This window comes from Stutzerimonas sp., assembly GCF_982611455.1.
On sequence record NZ_CEXBBO010000009.1, the window covers coordinates 100,865 to 120,496 of the forward strand.

Annotated in this window: 18 protein-coding genes; 12 read left to right on the forward strand and 6 right to left on the reverse strand. The window is 58.6% G+C overall.

The features are described from left to right. Nucleotides 1–4: 4 nt before the first annotated feature. From AC2LD7_RS07955 to AC2LD7_RS07970, 4 genes are all read left to right on the forward strand, one after another. Nucleotides 5–1,330, forward strand: a complete 1,326-nt coding sequence (locus AC2LD7_RS07955) for a D-amino acid dehydrogenase (protein ID WP_484597219.1) — start codon at nucleotides 5–7, stop codon at nucleotides 1,328–1,330. A gap of 26 nt (nucleotides 1,331–1,356) precedes the next feature. Further along, a complete protein-coding gene (locus tag AC2LD7_RS07960) occupies nucleotides 1,357–1,710 on the forward strand; it encodes a RidA family protein (RefSeq protein WP_484597220.1) in 354 nt (117 codons plus the stop codon). A gap of 112 nt (nucleotides 1,711–1,822) precedes the next feature. Beyond that, complete coding sequence (locus tag AC2LD7_RS07965; RefSeq protein ID WP_484597221.1) at nucleotides 1,823–2,794, forward strand: TAXI family TRAP transporter solute-binding subunit; 972 nt, start codon at nucleotides 1,823–1,825, stop codon at nucleotides 2,792–2,794. Between the two features lie 357 nt (nucleotides 2,795–3,151). Beyond that, nucleotides 3,152–4,738, forward strand: a complete 1,587-nt coding sequence (locus AC2LD7_RS07970; protein WP_484597222.1) for an ABC-F family ATPase — start codon at nucleotides 3,152–3,154, stop codon at nucleotides 4,736–4,738. Between the two features lie 101 nt (nucleotides 4,739–4,839). Here AC2LD7_RS07970 and AC2LD7_RS07975 read toward each other — a convergent pair whose 3' ends face one another. From AC2LD7_RS07975 to AC2LD7_RS07985, 3 genes are all read right to left on the reverse strand, one after another. Next, nucleotides 4,840–5,532 carry a DUF1294 domain-containing protein gene (locus tag AC2LD7_RS07975; protein WP_484597223.1) on the reverse strand — a complete coding sequence of 231 codons (693 nt, stop codon included), beginning with the start codon at nucleotides 5,530–5,532 and terminating at the stop codon, nucleotides 4,840–4,842. A gap of 76 nt (nucleotides 5,533–5,608) precedes the next feature. After that, nucleotides 5,609–6,583: an alpha/beta fold hydrolase gene (locus tag AC2LD7_RS07980; RefSeq protein WP_484597224.1), complete on the reverse strand. Its 975-nt coding sequence runs from the start codon at nucleotides 6,581–6,583 to the stop codon at nucleotides 5,609–5,611. Between the two features lie 36 nt (nucleotides 6,584–6,619). Next, nucleotides 6,620–7,450 (reverse strand): undecaprenyl-diphosphate phosphatase, encoded by an 831-nt coding sequence (locus tag AC2LD7_RS07985; protein WP_484597225.1) that lies wholly within the window; start codon nucleotides 7,448–7,450, stop codon nucleotides 6,620–6,622. Nucleotides 7,451–7,735: 285 nt separating this feature from the next. On the opposite strand from AC2LD7_RS07985, the gene AC2LD7_RS07990 reads away from it, so the two are divergent. The 7 genes from AC2LD7_RS07990 to AC2LD7_RS08020 all read left to right on the forward strand — a co-directional run bounded on the left by AC2LD7_RS07990 (nucleotide 7,736) and on the right by AC2LD7_RS08020 (nucleotide 13,010). Then, nucleotides 7,736–9,370 (forward strand): methyl-accepting chemotaxis protein, encoded by a 1,635-nt coding sequence (locus tag AC2LD7_RS07990; RefSeq protein ID WP_484597226.1) that lies wholly within the window; start codon nucleotides 7,736–7,738, stop codon nucleotides 9,368–9,370. A 385-nt stretch (nucleotides 9,371–9,755) separates the two neighbouring features. Continuing rightward, nucleotides 9,756–10,025 (forward strand): hypothetical protein, encoded by a 270-nt coding sequence (locus AC2LD7_RS07995; RefSeq protein WP_484597227.1) that lies wholly within the window; start codon nucleotides 9,756–9,758, stop codon nucleotides 10,023–10,025. A 156-nt stretch (nucleotides 10,026–10,181) separates the two neighbouring features. Next, the gene (locus tag AC2LD7_RS08000) at nucleotides 10,182–10,490 is read left to right on the forward strand and encodes a hypothetical protein (RefSeq protein ID WP_484597228.1); all 309 of its coding nucleotides are present in this window, start codon (nucleotides 10,182–10,184) and stop codon (nucleotides 10,488–10,490) included. Nucleotides 10,491–10,495: 5 nt separating this feature from the next. Further along, the gene (locus AC2LD7_RS08005; protein WP_484597229.1) at nucleotides 10,496–10,783 is read left to right on the forward strand and encodes a hypothetical protein; all 288 of its coding nucleotides are present in this window, start codon (nucleotides 10,496–10,498) and stop codon (nucleotides 10,781–10,783) included. A 36-nt stretch (nucleotides 10,784–10,819) separates the two neighbouring features. After that, nucleotides 10,820–11,512 carry a DUF421 domain-containing protein gene (locus tag AC2LD7_RS08010; RefSeq protein WP_484597230.1) on the forward strand — a complete coding sequence of 231 codons (693 nt, stop codon included), beginning with the start codon at nucleotides 10,820–10,822 and terminating at the stop codon, nucleotides 11,510–11,512. A gap of 100 nt (nucleotides 11,513–11,612) precedes the next feature. Beyond that, nucleotides 11,613–11,777 (forward strand): hypothetical protein, encoded by a 165-nt coding sequence (locus tag AC2LD7_RS08015; RefSeq protein WP_484597231.1) that lies wholly within the window; start codon nucleotides 11,613–11,615, stop codon nucleotides 11,775–11,777. Between the two features lie 123 nt (nucleotides 11,778–11,900). Continuing rightward, on the forward strand, nucleotides 11,901–13,010 hold the full coding sequence (locus tag AC2LD7_RS08020) for a DNA topoisomerase IB (RefSeq protein WP_484597232.1): 1,110 nt from the start codon (nucleotides 11,901–11,903) through the stop codon (nucleotides 13,008–13,010). An 11-nt stretch (nucleotides 13,011–13,021) separates the two neighbouring features. Here the strand turns inward: AC2LD7_RS08020 and AC2LD7_RS08025 are convergent, their stop codons facing one another. The 3 genes from AC2LD7_RS08025 to nfuA form a co-directional block, all read right to left on the reverse strand. Next, complete coding sequence (locus tag AC2LD7_RS08025) at nucleotides 13,022–13,972, reverse strand: sensor domain-containing diguanylate cyclase (protein WP_484597233.1); 951 nt, start codon at nucleotides 13,970–13,972, stop codon at nucleotides 13,022–13,024. 2 nt (nucleotides 13,973–13,974) lie between these two features. Further along, on the reverse strand, nucleotides 13,975–14,958 hold the full coding sequence (locus AC2LD7_RS08030; protein ID WP_484597234.1) for a response regulator: 984 nt from the start codon (nucleotides 14,956–14,958) through the stop codon (nucleotides 13,975–13,977). Nucleotides 14,959–15,109: 151 nt separating this feature from the next. Continuing rightward, nucleotides 15,110–15,694 (reverse strand): Fe-S biogenesis protein NfuA, encoded by a 585-nt coding sequence (gene nfuA, locus AC2LD7_RS08035; protein ID WP_484597235.1) that lies wholly within the window; start codon nucleotides 15,692–15,694, stop codon nucleotides 15,110–15,112. 205 nt (nucleotides 15,695–15,899) lie between these two features. Here nfuA and metH point away from each other — a divergent pair, with 205 nt between their 5' ends. Beyond that, nucleotides 15,900–19,592, forward strand: coding sequence for a methionine synthase (gene metH / locus AC2LD7_RS08040; protein WP_484597236.1), 3,693 nt, complete (start codon nucleotides 15,900–15,902; stop codon nucleotides 19,590–19,592). Nucleotides 19,593–19,632: the final 40 nt, after the last annotated feature.

Below are 19,632 nucleotides of genomic sequence, written 5' to 3' on the forward strand. Positions count from 1 at the left end.
GGTTATGTGTTGCCTTCAACCTTTCATTAGCCGCTGCGCTCGCCTTCACCATAGGCTCCTATCACCACGATCAGGGAGCGAAGCGATGCGAATTGCAGTAATTGGTGCCGGCGTTGTCGGCCTGACCACGGCCTATGCGCTGATACGCCAGGGCCATCAGGTCGATCTGATCGAAAAGCGCGATCAGGTTGCGCTGGAGACCAGTTTCGCCAACGGCGGCCAGCTGAGTTATCGCTACGTCTCGCCCCTGGCCGATGCAGGTGTTCCCTTGCAGGCGCTCGGCTGGATGTTCCGCGGCGCCGATGCGCCTCTGCGTTTCCGACCGCGGATGAGTATGCAGCAGTGGCGCTGGTGCCTACGCTTTCTACTCGCCTGTCGGCGTTCGACCAACCGGCGCAACGCGGCGCACCTGCTGCGCCTGGCGCTGCACAGTCAGCAGGTATTGCGCAGCTGGCGCGAACAGGACGGGCTGAGCGACTTCGCCTGGCGCGCCAATGGCAAGCTGGTGATCTACCGTGATCGCGCGAGTTTCGACAAAGCTGCTGCCGGTACGAGTTCGGATCAATTAGTGCTCGACGCCCAGCGGTGCACCGAAATCGAGCCCGCGCTGCTCCCTTTGGCCGGAGAACTGAGAGGCGGCATCTATTCGCCGGGCGATGAGGTCGCCGATTGTCATTTGTTCTGTCGACGCCTGCTCGAACGGCTGGAGCAATCACCGGGCTTTCGGTTGCATTGTGGACAGGAGGTCAGCGCGTTGCACAGCGAGCGCGGCCGGATTCGCTCGCTGAATCTCGGCAAGGAGGAGCTGAAGCCGGATCATTTGATTATTGCCGCCGGTGCCGCCAGCGTCGCGCTGCTGCGGCCGCTCGGCATCGAACTGCCGATCTATCCGCTCAAGGGCTATAGCCTGAGCCTGACACTGCCGTTGAGTAGCCGTGTAGGAATCCCGGAAACCAACGTGACCGATTACGACAATAAGGTGGTATACGCACGCCTCGGCGATCAACTGCGCGTCGCCGCGATGGTCGATATAGGCGGTTGGGATGCCAGCGTCGACCGCGGGCGAATCGCGATGCTGCAACGCCTCGCCAGCGAGACCTTTCCCGCCGCGGGAGATTATCGCAGCGCTACCCAGTGGGCAGGCTTGCGCCCGGCGACCCCGGAGGGTACGCCGCTGCTTGGCGCGACTGGCATTGACAACCTCTGGCTCAACGTCGGTCACGGCAGCCTTGGTTTCACCCTGGCTTGCGGCAGCGCCGATCTCCTTTGTGACCTGATCAGTAACCAGCGTTGTAGCGTTGCGCTGGATGGCTTGACGCTTGCTTCCTAACTTCATTTTCTAAAAGAGGGTTCCGTATGACCTTGCAGCGCATCAACAGCAACGAACGCATGTCTGCCGCCGTTACCTTCGCCAACTTGGTTTTTTTGGCCGGACAGGTGCCGGATGACCGCAGCGAGGACGTGACCGGCCAGACCCGCCAGGTGTTGGCGAAGATAGACGATCTGCTGGCCGCGGCCGGTTCCGACCGTTCACAGATGCTTAGCGCACAGATCTGGCTAAAGGATATCGACGCCGACTTCGCAGCGATGAATGCAGTCTGGAGCGAGTGGCTGCCGGCCGGCTGCGCACCCGCGCGGGCAACCGTAGAGGCACGCCTCGCATCGGCGGATGTGCTCGTGGAAATCATGGTGATTGCTGCCAGCGCCTGAGCGGTTCTTGCGTAGCAGAGCAACGATGCCGGATAAGCCGCCATCGCCGTGATAGATGGCACGTGGCTGACCCTTGTTTCACTCAATAACAACAACATGAGAGGGAATGACGATGAACCAGAATATCCGTATCAGTTTGCTCGGCTGTGTCTTGGCGGGCTCGCTGAGCGCGACCACGGCTGTAGCCCAGGAGCGCTTCGTCACTATCGGTACCGGCGGCCAGACCGGCGTCTATTACACCGCCGGCCAGTCGGTATGCCGGTTCCTCAATCGCGCCGAGACGGAGCCGGCAATCAAATGCAACGCGCCTTCCACGGCCGGCAGCGTGACTAACATCGTGTCTTTGCAAAACGGCGAATTCGAATTCGGCTTCATCCAATCCGACCACCAACATAAAGCGTTGAATGGTCTCCCTCCGTTCGACAAGGAAGGTCCGATTGAAGAATTACGGGCGGTATTTTCCTTGCAGACCGAGATTCTCACCGTCGTCGCCCGAAGCGACAGCGGTATCGAGACCTTCGATGATCTCAAGGGCAAGCGAGTGAATATCGGCGTTCCCGGCTCCGGTAGCCGCGACACCTTCGACGAAGTGATGAAGGCCAAGGGCTGGACCAATGCTGACTTTTCCCTGGCAGGCGAACTCAAGCCCGCGGAAATGGCCTCGGCGCTCGGCGACAACAACCTTGACGCGATCACTTACGTAGTTGGTCATCCCAGCGGCGCCATTCAGGAGGCACTGACCAATGTCGAAGCCGAGCTGATTCCAGTCAACGGTGCGGATATCGAGAAATTTCTACAGGGTGCCGATTACTACACCGCCGCCGAGATTCCAGCCGGGCTCTACCCGGGCGTGGATGCTGCAGTGCCTTCGATCGGCGGTAAGGCGGTGCTGGCAACCACGGAGAAGACCGACCCGGAAGTCGTTTATCAGTTGGTCAAAGCCGTATTCGACAATCTCGAACGATTCAAGCGCCTGCATCCTGCCTTCGCCCGTTTGGAAGCCAAGGACATGATCCGCGTCGGCCTCACCGCGCCGCTGCATGAGGGCGCCAAGCGGTTCTATAAGGAGCAAGGCTGGCTGTAACCGGATGCACCGTTCCTGACCTGACGCCACATTTCCGCCCGGGTGCGTCATCCATCGCGGCCGTCCATCGTGGTCGGCGATGGACTGCACGGCCCCTTGGTGGCCATTCGCGGCACTCCCTCCACTCCTTCACGTTGGATGACTGTGGCGCCCTTGCGCCTTATGTCCGCTCGATTTACCAGCCGCGAATCATCGTTCGTAACGCCCGGACGACCCCAGGCCCTGTCGAATCGGCGCCAACCGCACTACAATGCATGCCCTTTTTACGCAACCGCCTTCTTGTACCGGTCAAACCAACCGGGCTTGGTCGCGCCTGGATCGCTTGGCGATCCGCTTCGAAACCCCCAGGACAACGCTTTGATCTCCACCGCTAACATCACCATGCAGTTCGGCGCCAAGCCGCTGTTCGAAAACGTCTCCGTCAAGTTCGGTAACGGCAATCGCTACGGCCTGATCGGTGCCAACGGCTGCGGCAAGTCGACTTTCATGAAAATCCTCGGCGGCGATCTCGAACCGTCCGCCGGCCAGGTCATGCTCGAACCCAATGTGCGGCTGGGTAAGCTGCGTCAGGATCAGTTCGCCTACGAAGACTTCAACGTCATCGACACGGTAATCATGGGTCACGAGGAGCTGTGGAAGGTCAAGGCCGAGCGCGAACGCATCTATTCACTGCCGGAAATGAGCGAAGAAGACGGCATGGCGGTGGCCGAACTGGAAACCGAATTCGCGGAAATGGACGGCTATACCGCCGAGTCCCGCGCCGGTGAGCTGCTACTGGGACTGGGAATTCCCCTTGAGCAGCATTTCGGCCCGATGAGCGAAGTTGCGCCCGGTTGGAAGCTGCGCGTGCTGCTGGCGCAGGCCCTGTTTTCCGACCCGGAAGTGCTGCTGCTCGACGAACCGACCAACCACTTGGACATCAATACGATTCGCTGGCTGGAAAACATTCTCACGGCGCGTAACAGCACCATGATCATCATTTCCCACGACCGGCACTTTCTCAACAGCGTGTGCACGCACATGGCCGACCTGGATTACGGCGAGCTGCGCCTGTTCCCAGGTAACTACGACGAGTACATGACCGCTGCGACTCAGTCGCGCGAGCAGCTGCTGTCGGATAACGCGAAGAAGAAAGCGCAGATTGCTGAATTGCAAACCTTCGTCAGCCGCTTCTCGGCCAACGCCTCGAAAGCCAAGCAGGCTACTTCGCGCGCCAAACAGATCGACAAGATCCAGCTGGCCGAGGTCAAGCCATCCAGCCGCGTCAGCCCATTCATCCGCTTCGAGCAAACCAAGAAGTTGCACCGCCAGGCTGTGACCGTCGAGCACATGGCCAAGGGCTTCGACGGCAAGACGCTGTTCAAGAATTTCAGCTTCACCGTCGAGGCCGGCGAGCGCGTCGCCATCATCGGGCCCAACGGCATCGGCAAGACCACCCTGCTGCGCACCTTGGTCGGCGAACTGCAGCCCGACGCCGGTTCGGTGAAATGGACCGAAAGCGCTGAGCTCGGCTACTACGCGCAGGACCACGCCGATGACTTCGAAGACGACGTGACGCTGTTCGACTGGATGGGTCAGTGGACTCAGGGCGGGGAACAGGTGGTGCGTGGCACGCTCGGTCGCATGCTGTTCTCCAACGACGAGATTCTAAAATCCGTTCGGGTGATTTCCGGTGGCGAGCAAGGCCGCATGCTGTTCGGCAAGCTGATCCTGAAAAAGCCCAATGTGCTGGTGATGGACGAACCGACCAACCACCTCGACATGGAGTCGATCGAGGCGTTGAACCTGGCGCTAGAGAACTATCCGGGCACGCTGATCTTCGTCAGCCATGACCGCGAGTTCGTCGGCTCGCTGGCGACACGCATCATCGAGTTGTCCGACTCGGGCGTGACCGACTTCAGCGGCACCTACGATGATTACCTGCGTAGCCTTGGCGTGATTTAAGAGTTACAGGCCATGAAAGGCGCCCCGTCAATACGGGGCGTTTTTACGTCTGCAGTTTGTCATCGAGTAACGCTCCCACCGCTGCCTGGGCCGGGTTGAGCTCAGGCATGCGGCAACAATCGATACAGCCGCTGGAGATGCAGATAGTCGAACCATGCCACCTGGTGCGCGATTACGATTAGCCAGAACACCAGCTGGAACGACAGCTTGCGGGTCTTGTGTCGCAATGCCTGCTGGGCGACCAGCGCACCCGGCCAGCCACCGAGCAGTTCGACCAGATGCAGACGCGCCTCCGGTGTGCGCCAGCCGCGGCGCAGCGCACTGCGTTTGTCGTGCACATAAAGGGCAAAGGCTAATAGGCTTCCCAGCGAGTAGGCAAACAGCGGCCAGTAGCTGCCCTGCCCGGCCAGTCGGAGAATACCGAGCGACGGCAACAGGCAAACCAGGACGAAACACAGCGATTTCAGCAGCGGTTGTCGAAGCGGACCATTTCGGCGAGCGCGCGGCTCGTCCTTTGTACGCTGTGCGGGGTTAGGCTTCGGCAGGACCGGCTTGCGACGAATGGCTGACTCGTCGAGCGACATTGGCGCATCCAGACGAATATGCGTGGCACGACACATGCGCCCGGCCTTGTCCCGTTCGCTCAGATACAACACCCGGTCGCCCTGCACGGGTCGGCGGGCACCGCGCATGGCCGAGATATGCGCGAAGATGTCGTCACCGCCCTGCTCAGGCCGGATAAAGCCAAATCCTTTCTGATCGTTCCAGCTTTTCAGCCGACCACGTAATTCCATGATGGAAAGGCTCGATGACAAAGGTCCAGCATTCTAGCGGGCGTTTGTCCGGCGGCAATGGTTCGCGCCGTTCGGACTACTGCCCGAATTGATATCGACGGCTCAGGAAATTCAGCAGCAACTCGTTGACCCGTTCAGGCTGCTCGTTCTGTATCCAGTGACCGCAGTCGCTCAGTAGGTGCTGCTCAAGATCCGGCACCCAGGTAGGCATCTTCTGCAACGTGTGCGCTTCGAGCGTTCCGACCGGGTCCTTATCACCCAGCAGAAACAGCGCCGGTTGTTCAACCCTGCGCTCGGCGAGCGGTGCGGTCCGCTCCCAGTTCCGCTGGAAGTTGCGGTACCAGTTGAGCGCCCCTCGAAAGCCACGCCCCTCGAAGGTGCGTTCATATACCTCAAAGGCGTCAGGACCGCACCATGTCGGAGGCATGCCGGGGTCCTGCATTCCAAAGTAAAGGGAGCTGTCGGCCGGCTTGTTCTGCAGGAAGAAATCCTTGGGCACGGCCGCCGAGGTGTTGTGCATCATCATTCGCAAGGTCCGCGGAATATCCTGATCCAGCTCCGCCTCGGCGACACCGGGTTGCTGGAAATAAAGGATGTAGTTGAAGCGGTCAGCGAACTGGCTGCGGATGATTTCGATGGCAGGCTTTTTCGGGCGCCCGCCGTAAGGGACGGCCATCGCGGCAACTGCACGGACTCGCAGGGGCTCAAGCAACGCCAGGTGCCAGGCAATGGGGGCGCCCCAGTCGTGACCAACTACCGCCACCGAGCGATGATCGAGCAGATCCATCGCGGCCTGAATGTCGCCACACACGGTAATCAAGTCATACGCGGCTGTATCGTCAGGGGCACTGGTGCGCCCATAGCCGCGCATTTCCGGCACCAGGACGCGGTAGCCCGCCTCGGCAAGAGCACGCATCTGATGGCGCCACGAATACCAACTCTCCGGGAAGCCGTGCAGCAGCCAGACCACCGGCCCTTGTTCCGGCCCTGCACTGTAGACGCTTAGCGTGATGCCATTGGTCTGCAGCAATTGATGTTCGTAAGCGTTCACGGGGGCGCTCCTTCAGCAATCAGCTTTTCAGCGCGCTCAGCCCGTTGCTGTACTCCAGTCGATCAGGCTGAACTGCCAGGTCGCCAGGATGATGATGCCGAAGATGATTCGATACCAGGCAAATGCCGCATAGCTATGGTTGCCTATAAATTTCAGTAGTGCCCGAACCGCCAGCATCGCGAAGATGAACGAGGTGACGAAGCCGATCGCAAACACCGGAAAGTCGCTCGGCTGAAACAGCTCGCGGTATTTATAGCCCGAGTAGACCGCCGCGCCGACCATGGTCGGCATCGCCAGGAAGAAGGAAAACTCGGTGGCCGCTTTGCGAGACAGTCCGAACAACAACCCGCCGATGATGGTGGCCCCGGAACGCGACGTGCCCGGAATAAGCGCCAAGCATTGGGCGCAACCCACCTTCAGCGCGTGGGTCCAGTGCATGTCGTCGACGGTCTCTGCCTGGACGCGGTGCTGACGCTTTTCCGCCCAGAGCATGACCACGCCACCAATAACCAGCGCAGTCGCCACAGTAATCGGATTGAACAAGTATTCGTGAATCAGATCTGCAAAAGTCACTCCGAGTACCACAGCGGGAAAGAACGCCACCAGCAGATTGCCGGTGAACTTTTGCGCCTGTCTTTCCTTGGGCAACCCAATCACCACGTCGAAAATCTTGCGCCGGTACTCCCACACCACAGCCAAGATCGCGCCCAGCTGGATGATGATGTTGAAAGCCAGTGCCCGCTCGCCGCCAAAGCCGATCAGGTCGGCAACGATGATCTGGTGTCCCGTACTGGAAATAGGGAGAAATTCAGTGATGCCTTCTACCACACCTAGAATCAATGCCTGGAAGGCAATCCAAAGATCCATCTAATCCCCATCAGCGGTGCAAACCACCGCGCTTGAATATGCAACCAAGGTATATGCCAGACAGCCATCTGAGCGCTGTTCTGACTCGCTTGTACCAATTAAATTCACTGCCTCGAAGCTGGCACTCTCATCTTTTATCGAGATCTGCCGAAACGCTATTCGATGGCGTATGAAAACAATCGCTGCCATATGAAAAACCCCAGGGCAGACCATGACGCCAGGCTCCAGCCCGACACACCTTACAAAAATAATGTAGATAAAGCCTCAACAGGAGCTCACAAGCCAATGAATCTGCTGCGAAATTTCCCGATCAGTAAACGCCTCTGGCTGATTCCGGTGGTAGCAGTCGCCATGCTATTCATCCTCGGCCTGTTGATGATTCAGCAAGTACGGACTGACCTGTACAAGGGCAAGCAGGTCATGACCCAAAACATCGTCGAGACGGCCAACGGCATTCTCGACTATTACCAGCAGCTCGAAGCCAGCGGGACCCTGAGTACCGCCGAGGCGCAAAAGGCCGCCATGGACCAGATCCGCGTGCTGCGCTACGGCCAGAACGATTATTTCTGGATCAACGACATGACGCCGACGATGCTCATGCATCCCATGAAGCCGGAACTAGAAGGTCAAAACCTATCCAATCTTAAAGATCCGAACGGCAAGGCGCTGTTCAACGAGATGGTCAAAATAGCCCGACTGCAGGGCGCAGGTCTGGTGGATTACCAATGGTCCAAACCAGGCGCAAAGGACCCCGTACCGAAGATTTCCTACGTTGAGCTGTTCAAGCCCTGGGGCTGGATCATCGGCACAGGCATCTATGTCGACGACGTGGAAGCGGAATTCCGGAATTACCTGGTTCGCTTCTCCATCATCGGGCTGGCTATCGCCGCGCTGATGGCCGTGTTGGTCGCCATTCTCATTCGTAGCATCACCCAGCCGTTGCGCCACTCCATGCAGGCCATGGCCAACATCGCCAGCGGCGAAGCCGATCTCACACGCAACCTCGACGTCTCGGGAAATGACGAGCTGACGACCCTGAGCCGCGACTTCAACACCTTTATTCAGAAGCTCCGTACGGTTATCGGTCAGCTGTTCGAAACTGCTGGATCGCTGGAGCAATCCTCCAATGCCCTCGGCGGGCTTGCCGGACAAGCGCACAAGCAGAGCCAGCAGCAATCGCAGCAAATGGAACTGGTGGCAACGGCCATCAACGAAGTGACTTATGCGGTACAGGAGGTAGCGAAGAATGCCGAGCATGCTTCCAGCGAGGTCGGAGAAGCCGAAAGCCAGGCAGGTCATGGCCAGCGCAGCATCGCAACCAGCCTGCAACAGATCGGTGAGCTGTCGACTACCATCGGCGAAGCTGTCGGCGTGATTCAATCGCTGGCAGATGAAACCACCAAGATCGGCTCGGTCCTTGAGGTGATCGGTTCGATTGCCGACCAAACCAATCTCCTGGCACTAAACGCAGCGATCGAGGCGGCGCGTGCTGGTGAGCAAGGTCGTGGTTTCGCCGTCGTGGCTGACGAAGTCCGCCTGCTGGCGCAGCGCACACAGCAGTCGACCGCGGAAATCCATACGATGATCGAACGCTTGCAGAAGAATTCCGGTGCCGCAGTCACCGTCATCATGGAAAGTAGTCGAGCTTCGCAAGCCACTGTCGAACAAGCCAGTCAGGCAGGTGAAAGCCTGGGTCAGATCGCACAGGCACTGCGCACCCTGTCGGGCCTCAACGCCTCGATTGCCAGCGCTACGCTGCAGCAGGCCCACGTGGTCGAAGACATCAATCAGAACGTAACTCAGGCAGCCGGACTGGCACAGGAGAGTACCCTTGCCGCGGAGCAATCGAGCGCAGCTGGCGATCAGCTGGGGGAACTGGCCGAACAGTTGAATAGGCTGCTCCGGCAGTTCAAGGTGTGACGGCGTAGTCGATGCCACTCAGCGTTCGGTAGTTATAAACAAAATTAAATGGCCGGGTGCTTAAAGCCCCGGCCATTTTTTTCATCTCAGCGATAGCTTTCTCGCCACGCCGATACAACTCCGCCGGTTGTTTAATGTTGCTCCAAACGACTGGAAAGACCGCACCGCGCCAGCAAAATTGCGGCATGCGCCACAGGCTTGATGACGAACAGAAGCACACCCAGTGTTATACCTTCGACTAATTGTAAAAATACTTAAGGATGACGAACTCTCAATGTGACTTATCAGTCCTCTGTGTACATCAATGGAATGTAAGGCCAACGCCGGCAGCCTGGCGGCAAGGCTCAATCCGATTCCTTGGGTATCACACAGAGAGACATGCCCCATGAACAGCCCTCTTCGCTTCAACGACGCCCTTCTCATCACTGATCGCGCGTTCAAGCCCTTCCAGTGCGTCGCCTGGACCCTTCTTGAAGGCGATGGTGAGCTCAGCATCACCGTTGTAGATGGCAGCGAATCCCGTGCCGTTGGCCATTGCAAACTTTCTAGCAGCGTCTATTCCGATCCGGTCAAGCTTGGCCAGTCACTGGAACAAGCCCGCGCCGACCTGAGCCGTCAGGGTGTCGACCTCGCCCCATGGCACATGCCGGAATGAACGCGCCAACTTGTGAATGAGTAATGGCCCGGTTGCGCAAGCACCGGGCTTTTTCGTTTGCGACTCGAATCCAGCCCGCATCCTGGTTCCGCTTTCAGACTGATCCATTCGCTTGTTTTACGGTCCCAGCAATAAGTGGATAAACAGGAGCGAGCCATGAAAGGTGCAGAAGCCTACGTTAATGATCAGTGGCACAGCAGCGGACTGGCAAACTTGCCGGAGGGTGTCGAAGGGCATTGCATCACGCTGAAATTCATCATTCCACGAGATGCTCAGTTCACCGGGCTGATCACGCATGTCTGTGAAGTGGCTCAACAGAGATTGCGCGAGCACTACCAAGGCCGTCGGATAACGCACAAGCCCGTCGTGGGGTCGGTCGTAGGTGATGGCAGTGGCGATGGCATCGACCTCGTCTTCAACGTCGCGCCAGCCGATGGGATGGCTTCTCGCAACACCGCGGAGTGATGACCATGACCGCCCAGCACCTCGCACTAGATGAAGCCATGCGCATCAGCGAGATGGCCTTTCTACCCAGCCATGCAACCGCCAAGGCAAATACCGAAGATGCCAGCTTTTCGCTGCGTGTAGTCAACGCGGCGGGTGATGAGCTCCTGGCAATTTCCCACATCGCTCGTTCTCAATACGTCGATCCTGCTCACCTTGCTGGGCTGCTGGAGAAAGCGCGCCTGCAGCTGAGCAAGGATGGCGTACCGCTGAGCGCCTGGTCCATGCCAGCGCAACCGGGCATATCGGGATGAATGGCCGAACGATCGACTTTCACTAACGAGGCCGGCATGACTCCCTTTGATTGGCAGCGCTTGCTGCTGGACGATTTTCCGCTGCTGTTCCTCGCTGAAGTGGCGCTGCGTGCACTCTTCGCCTTCGTTGGGGTATTTCTGTTCCTGAAGATCAGCGGGCGCCGCGGTATTAGGCAGCTATCGCTATTCGAGCTGGTGGTGATTCTGACGCTGGGGTCGGCAGCCGGTGACGTGTCTTTCTACGAGGATGTGCCGCTGCTTCCGATCGCAGCGGTTTTCGTCACCCTGCTTTTACTCTATAGGCTGACAGTCCTGGCGATGACCCATAGCGAGCGACTCTCCAACTGGATGGAGGGCAAGCCAGTTACGATCATCAAGGATGGGTTGTATGAACTGAACAGTCTGGACAGTCTGAACATTTCATCCGACGAGTTCTTCATGGAGCTGCGCCAGCAAGGCGTTGAGCATTTGGGTCAGATCCGCCTCGGCATTCTTGAAACCGATGGCGATGTCAGTCTCTTTTTCAACGATTCTGAAGCGGTACGACCCGGACTTCCGGTACTGCCGAAAGAACATCGGCCGCTATACCAGCAGGCACCTTCCAGCGGTCTATATGCGTGTACGCGTTGTGGTTTACCAAGCATTATCGAGAGTCAAAAGACGGCCACTTGCCCTCGCTGCGGTAATCAGCAATGGGCCAAAGCGCTAAGCCATCCCCGAGCCCGCTGATATGCGGCGCGAACGGCCGCCGTTCACATAGGTCATTAAAGAGACGGGCGCCGCGCTGACCGCGACTGCCCTTTTTATTCTGCGACCTAGGAGCGTTCATATGATAGGCGACTACTCCTCGATAAATGATCACTTGGAAACTGCGCGACATCTCGCCAATACGGCTGAAACCAAAGCGGACCCTGCCATCTACCGCGAGGCGATCGATGAGCTGGTTGCGGCGATACGGCTGTTGATGCGTAACAGCCCGGAGAGTGAAAACTGACCGCCATCGGTACCAAGCACGGAGTCGCGTTGCAACGACTACCCAGGCGTCGCAAGACCGAGGGATTGCTTGCGCTATCACGTGGCATATTGGCGGCGCGATGCTTTCCATGAGGGGCTTCACATGCTGATCGACCAGAGCGTTAGCGGTGAGCCCCACCGCCCCATGGCAGAAGGTATTCGTCCAGTGCCGGAGGATGAGCGATCCGATACCGGCACGGCTTTTTGTCCGGCACTTCCTGCTGATCTGCACTATGTCGATGACACTGGTCCCGGCATTAGCCGTCGGATACTGAAAGGCAAGTTCGCCTACTTTCTTCCAAGCGGAGAACGTATTCGCGATACAGCGGACATCTCGCGAATCAACAAGTTGGCCATCCCCCCTGCCTATACCGACGTATGGATTTGTCCCGATCCCATGGGTCACATGCAGGCAACCGGGCGAGACGCACGCGGCCGTAAACAATACCGCTACCACCCACGCTGGCGAGAGATTCGAGACAGCAACAAGTACGAGCGTATCCTGTCGTTCGGCGCATCGTTGCCCAAGCTGCGCGCGCGTCTGGAGCAGAGTCTGGCGCTGCGTGGAATGCCACGAGAGAAAGTCATGGCGCTGGTTGTACAGCTGCTGGAGTCGACGTTGATTCGCGTTGGCAATTCACGCTACGCGCGCGAAAACCGCTCCTATGGCCTGACCACGCTACGCACACGCCACGTGGATGTACGCGGTACTGCGATTCGCTTTCAGTTTCGAGGCAAAAGCGGCGTGGAACATCAGGTCACGCTGAAAAACCAGCGCCTGGCGCGCATCATGCGGCGCTGCATGGAACTGCCTGGGCAGCATCTGTTCCAGTATCTGGACGAAAACAACCAGCGCCATGCCGTGAGTTCCAGCGACGTAAATCAGTTTCTTCGCGAAATGACCGGCGGCGACTTTACCGCCAAGGATTATCGCACCTGGGCAGGCAGTGCCCTGGCACTGGAATATCTGCGTAAGCATGAGTGGCAACCAGAGGCAGTCGCTCGCCGCAACCTGGTCGAAACAGTCAAGGACGTGTCCCGCCAGCTGGGTAACACCCCAGCGGTCTGTCGCCAATGCTACATCCACCCCGACGTCCTCGACGCGTTTGCGTCGGGCGAGCTCGCAAGATTGCCAAAGGCGAGAAAGCGCAAATGGATGAGCAGTGAGGAGGTCGCGCTGTTGAATTTTCTGACTGAACGTAGTCCGGCCTAACGACAAACGGCCTATAGGTAGAGCGTCACTCGGTTGCGACCCGCCGATTTCGACGCATAGAGCGCGCTGTCAGCCCGTTCGATCAGTTGCGCATAGCCGCTCGTAGGCAGACTGAGATCGGCGATACCGAAGCTGATGGTAAAGCGAATGTTGTGGTTCTCGTGGTTCACTTCATAAGCTTCGGCGGACTGACGCAGCCGCTCGGCAAACATCACCGCACCCTCACTGTCGGTGTCCGGCAGCAGGACCACGAATTCTTCACCGCCATAGCGTCCGGCGACGTCGGCGCCCCGCATGTTCTGCCGGATAAGATGGGCGGTTTGCTGAATCACGGCATCACCAGCCTGGTGGCCGTATTTGTCATTAATCTTCTTGAAATGATCTATGTCGAACATCACCAGCGCTGCATTGCTGTCGTAACGACGGTGCCGGGCATAATCCTGACGCAGCATTTCTTCCCAATGGCCTCGGTTGAACAGGCCTGTGAGGCGATCGGTACTGGATAGTCGCCGCAGTTCCTGGTTTGCCGCCTGCAGCTGGCGGCGGTTGGTTGCCACGTCGGTCACATCGTAGATAATCAAGCAGATCTGCTCGATGCTGCCATTGAGCCCCTTCAACGGCAGCAGCGTGGTGTTCTGATACATGAAGTCTTCCAACCCGGTGATCGGCTGGTAGTTCTTGAATCGCAGCAGGTACGGACGCTGCTCCCAGATCGTGGAGGATGGAGTACCGAGCGTCGCGACGTTTTCCACCTTGCGCCGAAACCAATGCTCGTCCACTTCAGGGAACAGCTCAAAGAAAGACTTTTTATGCGCATCTTCAGGCAACCGCCCGGAGCGATTCTCCATGAAGGTGTTCCATACATCGACGCGGTAGTCGCGATCTAGCACCACGACGCCAACGTCGATGCTTTGGACAATCGCCAACAGCCAGTGAAGCTCCAGATTGATCGAGTCAGACATGCTCAGTTCATCATGTGGGCAAGTTTGCGAGACAGCAGTTCAACCGAATCCTCGGTGAACAGCAACAATAGATCGAAATGGATATCGTGGCCTTCCAAGCTGTAGCTGATTTCCACCGCAAGGGTGCTTTGCCAACGTTGCCGGTTGAGACGGATGAGCTCGATGATCGAGGCATGCTGCCCCAGCACCTGCGGATGCCCCAGGGAAAACATCACATCGATCTGCTCGGCGATCCCGCTCAAGCATGCACTGATCAACAGACTCGACAGATCGAGCAGCATTTCCAGCTCGCGATAATCATCGGCGTGCATCAGACGCGCCATATCGGCCACTTCCGAATCGTGGAAGATGAGCAGTGCCTCGCCGGAAATGCCGCCGCCGATATAGCCCTGGCAAACCGCGGTGAGCTTGTCGCCCTGGGCCGCATCGGCGAGCGCCATATGCAGCTCACTGGCTTCAAGAATATTCACGTTAGGCACGGGCAGCTGCACGAAGACCCCGAGAACCTTGGCGAGCAACGCCGCCGCACGTCCCATCGCGACGTTCACCACCTCGCTAAAGGCATCGCGAAAGACGATTGGCCCTGCCTCCCGCTCGCCGAGCATCGATAACTCGCTGCCCATCAGCCCGAGGCCCGCCAACGTTTGTCGCAGATGCACGGGATCGGCGGGCTTGCGGATGAATGCCAGCGCGCCCAGCTCCAACACGCGTCGTACGGCCTCTTCCTGGATATCTGCCGATATGACGATGACCTTGCAATCGAGATGGTCATCACGAATCACCGCGAGGACCTGATAGCCGTCCATATCAGGCATCGTGAGATCGAGCAGCAACACGTCGATGCCGCCTTTACGAATACGCTCGAGCGCCTCGCGGCCGCTAGCCGCCTGGTGAATATTCAGCGGCCAGGCAGCCGGAAGCGCACGCAGCACTTGCTTGCGCGCCAGGCTCGAATCATCGCAAATCAACAGGGAAACGGCAGACATGCAGCGCTCGCTCAGTTATCCAGGTCCCCGGAACCCGGACAGCTTATCCCAGCGAGCAAGCGCTGTGGTGGTGACGCCGAACAAATAGTGGCCTTTTGCCAAAAATTTATCTGAAGCGCCCGCAGCTTGGGCCGTTGCGGCCTTTGCAGCTTTAGTAGTAGGCGTTGTCCCGATTGGTATGGTCCGTCACGTCACGCACACCTTTGAGCTCCGGGATACGCTCTAAAAGCGTCTTTTCTATTCCTTCTTTGAGCGTCACGTCGGCTTGTCCACAGCCCTGACAACCGCCACCGAACTGCAACACCGCCACGCCCTCCTCGACCACGTCGATCAGCGTGACCTGACCACCATGACTGGCTAGCCCAGGGTTGATTTCAGTCTGAAGGTAATAATTGATGCGCTCATTCAACGGGCTGTCTTCGTTAACCATCGGCACCTTGGCATTCGGTGCCTTGATGGTCAGCTGGCCGCCCATGCGGTCAGTGGCGTAATCGACCAGCGCGTCTTCCAGAAAGGGCTCGCTGACGCCATCGATCCAAGCGGTAAAGTCCTTTAGCGCGATAGCAATGTCGTCCGGCTTTTCTTCACCGGGTTTGCAGTAGGCAATGCAGGTTTCCGCATAGGGTGTGCCGGGCTGAGTGATGAAGACCCGGATGCCGATGCCCTTGGTGTTCTGCTTCTCAAGCAGATCGGCCAAGTAATCGTGTGCAGCTTCGGTAATGATAATGGCGCTCATGGGAACTCCTTTCAGACATAGGAGGCAGTGTACGCCAACCATTGCGCCGGATAAAGTCCTAGTGTTTTAGTAGGGAATACAGGATTGTTCATGCGACACATCGCCGCGAACATGAGCGCCCTTCATGTAAAGCCGGGTGGCGATCAAAAAGCATGCAGCTTTGCTATCATTCGCGACCTCGCAAACCAGCTTTCAGGTAGTCCCCATGCTCGACCGCAACGCCCGTCTCCAGGCACTCCAGCAGGCGCTCAAGAAGCGCATCCTGATTCTCGACGGCGGCATGGGGACCATGATCCAGAGCTATAAACTGGATGAGTCCGACTACCGTGGCGAGCGCTTCGCCGACTGGCCGCAGGATCTCAAAGGCAACAACGACCTGCTGATCCTCACCCGCCCAGACGCTATCAGCGCCATCGAAAAAGCCTACTTCGACGCCGGCGCCGATATCGTCGAAACCAACACTTTCAACGCCACCCGCGTTTCGCAGGCCGATTACGGCATGGAAGAGTTGGTCTATGAATTGAACGTCGAAGGCGCCCGCCTCGCCCGGCAGGCCGCCGACGCCAAGACGGCCGAAACGCCTGATCGCCCGCGTTTCGTCGCTGGCGTACTAGGCCCGACCAGCCGCACCTGCTCGCTTTCACCGGACGTGAACAACCCAGGCTATCGCAACGTCACTTTCGATGAACTGGTGGAGAACTACACCGAAGCCACCCGCGGCCTGATCGAAGGTGGCGCGGATATGATTTTGATCGAGACCATCTTTGACACGCTGAACGCGAAAGCCGCCATCTTCGCCGTGCAGGAAGTGTTCGAAGAAATCGGTTTCGAACTACCAATCATGATCTCCGGGACTATCACCGACGCCTCTGGTCGCACGCTGTCCGGCCAGACCACCGAGGCGTTCTGGAACTCTGTGCGCCACGCCAAGCCTATCTCAGTCGGCTTGAACTGCGCCCTCGGCGCCAAGGAGCTGCGGCCCTACCTGGAAGAGCTGTCGAACAAGGCTGAAACCAATGTATCGGCGCACCCCAATGCCGGCCTGCCAAACGCCTTCGGTGAGTACGACGAAAGCCCGGCAGAAATGGCCGCGGTGGTGGAAGAGTTCGCAGCGGCGGGCTTCCTCAATATCGTAGGCGGTTGCTGCGGCACGACGCCGGCGCACATCGAGGCGATTGCCAAGGCAGTCGCCAAATACGCACCACGAGCGCTTCCCGATATTTCCAAGGCTTGCCGCCTGTCGGGTCTCGAGCCCTTCACCATCGATCGCAATTCCCTATTCGTCAACGTCGGCGAACGCACCAACATCACCGGTTCCGCCCGGTTCGCCCGGTTGATCCGCGAGGACAACTACACCGAAGCTCTTGAAGTCGCTCTGCAGCAGGTGGAAGCCGGCGCCCAGGTGATCGACATCAACATGGACGAGGGCATGCTGGATTCGAAGAAGGCCATGGTGACCTTTCTCAATCTGATCGCCGGCGAGCCCGACATCTCCCGCGTGCCGATCATGATCGACTCCTCGAAGTGGGAAGTGATCGAAGCGGGTCTCAAGTGCATCCAGGGCAAGGGCATCGTCAACTCGATCTCGATGAAGGAAGGCGTCGAGCAGTTCAAGCAGCACGCCCGGCTGTGCAAGCGCTACGGCGCAGCAGTCGTGGTGATGGCCTTCGACGAAGCCGGCCAGGCCGATACCGCCGAGCGCAAGCGCGAGATCTGTAAGCGCAGCTACGACATCCTGGTCGACGAAGTCGGCTTCCCGCCGGAAGACATCATCTTCGACCCGAACATCTTTGCCATCGCCACGGGGATCGAAGAGCACAACAACTATGCCGTGGACTTCATCGAAGCCTGCGCGTATATCCGCGACAACCTTCCCTACGCGCTGACTTCAGGCGGGGTTTCCAATGTGTCGTTCTCGTTCCGCGGCAACAACCCGGTGCGCGAGGCGATCCACTCGGTCTTCCTCTACTACGCCATCCAGAACGGCCTGACCATGGGCATCGTCAATGCCGGCCAGCTGGAGATCTACGACGAGATTCCGAAGAAGCTACGCGATGCGGTCGAAGATGTGGTGCTCAACCGCACGCCCAACGGCACCGAAGCGCTGCTCGCAATCGCCGATGAGTTCAAGGGGGACGGCAGCGTCAAGGAAGCGGAAACCGAAGAATGGCGCAGCTGGGATGTGGTCGAGCGACTCAAGCACGCGCTGGTGAAGGGCATCACCACGCATATCGTCCAGGACACCGAAGAATTCCGCCTGCAATGCGCCCGTCCCATCGAGGTCATCGAAGGCCCACTGATGGCGGGCATGAACGTGGTCGGCGACCTGTTCGGCTCGGGCAAGATGTTTCTGCCGCAGGTGGTCAAGTCCGCCCGCGTGATGAAACAGGCGGTCGCGCACCTGATCCCCTTCATCGAAGCCGAGAAAGGCGACAAGCCCGAAGCCAAAGGCAAGATCCTCATGGCCACGGTCAAGGGCGACGTACACGACATCGGCAAGAACATCGTCGGCGTGGTGCTCGGTTGCAACGGCTATGACGTGGTCGACATGGGTGTGATGGTCCCGGCCGAGAAAATCCTGCAGACGGCCATCGCCGAGAAGTGCGACATCATTGGTCTGTCCGGCCTGATCACGCCGTCGCTCGACGAGATGGTCCATGTCGCCCGCGAGATGCAGCGCCAGAACTTCCACTTGCCTCTTATGATCGGCGGCGCCACCACATCCAAAGCGCACACGGCGGTGAAGATAGATCCGCATTACAAGAACGACGCGGTGGTGTACGTCACCGACGCCTCGCGCGCGGTGGGTGTCGCCACCACATTACTGTCGAAGGAACTGAAGCCGGCCTTCGCCCAGAAGACTCGCGAAGAATACGCGATGATCCGCGAGCGCACCGCCAACCGCAGCGCCCGTACCGAACGCCTCAGCTACGAGCAGGCCATCGCAGTGAAGCCCAAGTTCGACTGGAGCGAATACTCGCCCGTCAAACCCAGCTTCACTGGCCGCAAGGTGCTGGAAGACATCGACCTACGCACATTGGTCGACTACATAGACTGGACGCCGTTCTTCATTTCCTGGGATCTGGCGGGCAAGTACCCACGCATTCTCGAGGACGAGATCGTCGGCGAAGCCGCCACATCTCTGTTCGGCGATGCCCAGGTAATACTCAACAAACTAATCGATGAAAAACTGATCAAGGCGCGCGCCGTCTTCGGCTTCTGGCCGGCCAATCAAGTCGACGAAGACGACATCCAGGTCTATGGCGACAACGGCGAAGCCCTGGCCACTCTGCATCACTTGCGTCAGCAGACGGTGAAGACCGACGGCAAACCGAACTTCTCACTGGCGGATTTCGTTGCACCGAAAGACAGCGGCGTGACTGATTATGTGGGCGGCTTCATCACCACCGCCGGCATTGGCGCTGAAGAGGTCGCCAAGGCCTACCAGGACGCTGGTGACGACTACAACTCGATCATGGTGAAAGCGCTTGCCGATCGCCTCGCCGAAGCCTGCGCCGAATGGCTGCACCAGCAGGTGCGCAAGCAATGGTGGGGCTACGATCCAGAGGAACAGCTCAGCAACGAAGAGCTTATCAAGGAGCAATACAAAGGCATCCGCCCTGCCCCCGGCTATCCGGCCTGCCCCGACCACACGGAAAAAGGCACCTTGTTCCAGCTGCTCGATACCGATGGCGTCAGCCAAGTCACCCTGACCGAGCATTACGCCATGTTCCCAACCGCTGCCGTTAGCGGCTGGTATTTCGCCCATCCGCAGGCGCAATATTTCGCGGTCGGCAAGATCGACAAGGATCAGGCTGAGAGTTACAGCAAGCGCAAGGATCAAGAGATGGCCGTGACCGAGCGCTGGCTGATGCCTAATCTGGGATATGACAACTGACAGACCTGGCGGGCATGCCCGCCGCTCAGCCTTCTACCGG

Coding starts and splice junctions, on each gene's coding strand:
- AC2LD7_RS07995 (WP_484597227.1), top strand. CDS start 9,756: ATGAACAGCCCTCTTCGCTTCAACGACGCCCTTCTCATCACTGATCGC.
- AC2LD7_RS07955 (WP_484597219.1), top strand. CDS start 5: ATGTGTTGCCTTCAACCTTTCATTAGCCGCTGCGCTCGCCTTCACCAT.
- AC2LD7_RS08030 (WP_484597234.1), bottom strand. CDS start 14,958: ATGTCTGCCGTTTCCCTGTTGATTTGCGATGATTCGAGCCTGGCGCGC.
- AC2LD7_RS07960 (WP_484597220.1), top strand. CDS start 1,357: ATGACCTTGCAGCGCATCAACAGCAACGAACGCATGTCTGCCGCCGTT.
- nfuA (WP_484597235.1), bottom strand. CDS start 15,694: ATGAGCGCCATTATCATTACCGAAGCTGCACACGATTACTTGGCCGAT.
- AC2LD7_RS07985 (WP_484597225.1), bottom strand. CDS start 7,450: ATGGATCTTTGGATTGCCTTCCAGGCATTGATTCTAGGTGTGGTAGAA.
- AC2LD7_RS08005 (WP_484597229.1), top strand. CDS start 10,496: ATGACCGCCCAGCACCTCGCACTAGATGAAGCCATGCGCATCAGCGAG.
- AC2LD7_RS08015 (WP_484597231.1), top strand. CDS start 11,613: ATGATAGGCGACTACTCCTCGATAAATGATCACTTGGAAACTGCGCGA.
- AC2LD7_RS08025 (WP_484597233.1), bottom strand. CDS start 13,972: ATGTCTGACTCGATCAATCTGGAGCTTCACTGGCTGTTGGCGATTGTC.
- AC2LD7_RS07975 (WP_484597223.1), bottom strand. CDS start 5,532: ATGGAATTACGTGGTCGGCTGAAAAGCTGGAACGATCAGAAAGGATTT.
- AC2LD7_RS07990 (WP_484597226.1), top strand. CDS start 7,736: ATGAATCTGCTGCGAAATTTCCCGATCAGTAAACGCCTCTGGCTGATT.
- AC2LD7_RS07965 (WP_484597221.1), top strand. CDS start 1,823: ATGAACCAGAATATCCGTATCAGTTTGCTCGGCTGTGTCTTGGCGGGC.
- AC2LD7_RS08000 (WP_484597228.1), top strand. CDS start 10,182: ATGAAAGGTGCAGAAGCCTACGTTAATGATCAGTGGCACAGCAGCGGA.
- metH (WP_484597236.1), top strand. CDS start 15,900: ATGCTCGACCGCAACGCCCGTCTCCAGGCACTCCAGCAGGCGCTCAAG.
- AC2LD7_RS08010 (WP_484597230.1), top strand. CDS start 10,820: ATGACTCCCTTTGATTGGCAGCGCTTGCTGCTGGACGATTTTCCGCTG.
- AC2LD7_RS08020 (WP_484597232.1), top strand. CDS start 11,901: ATGCTGATCGACCAGAGCGTTAGCGGTGAGCCCCACCGCCCCATGGCA.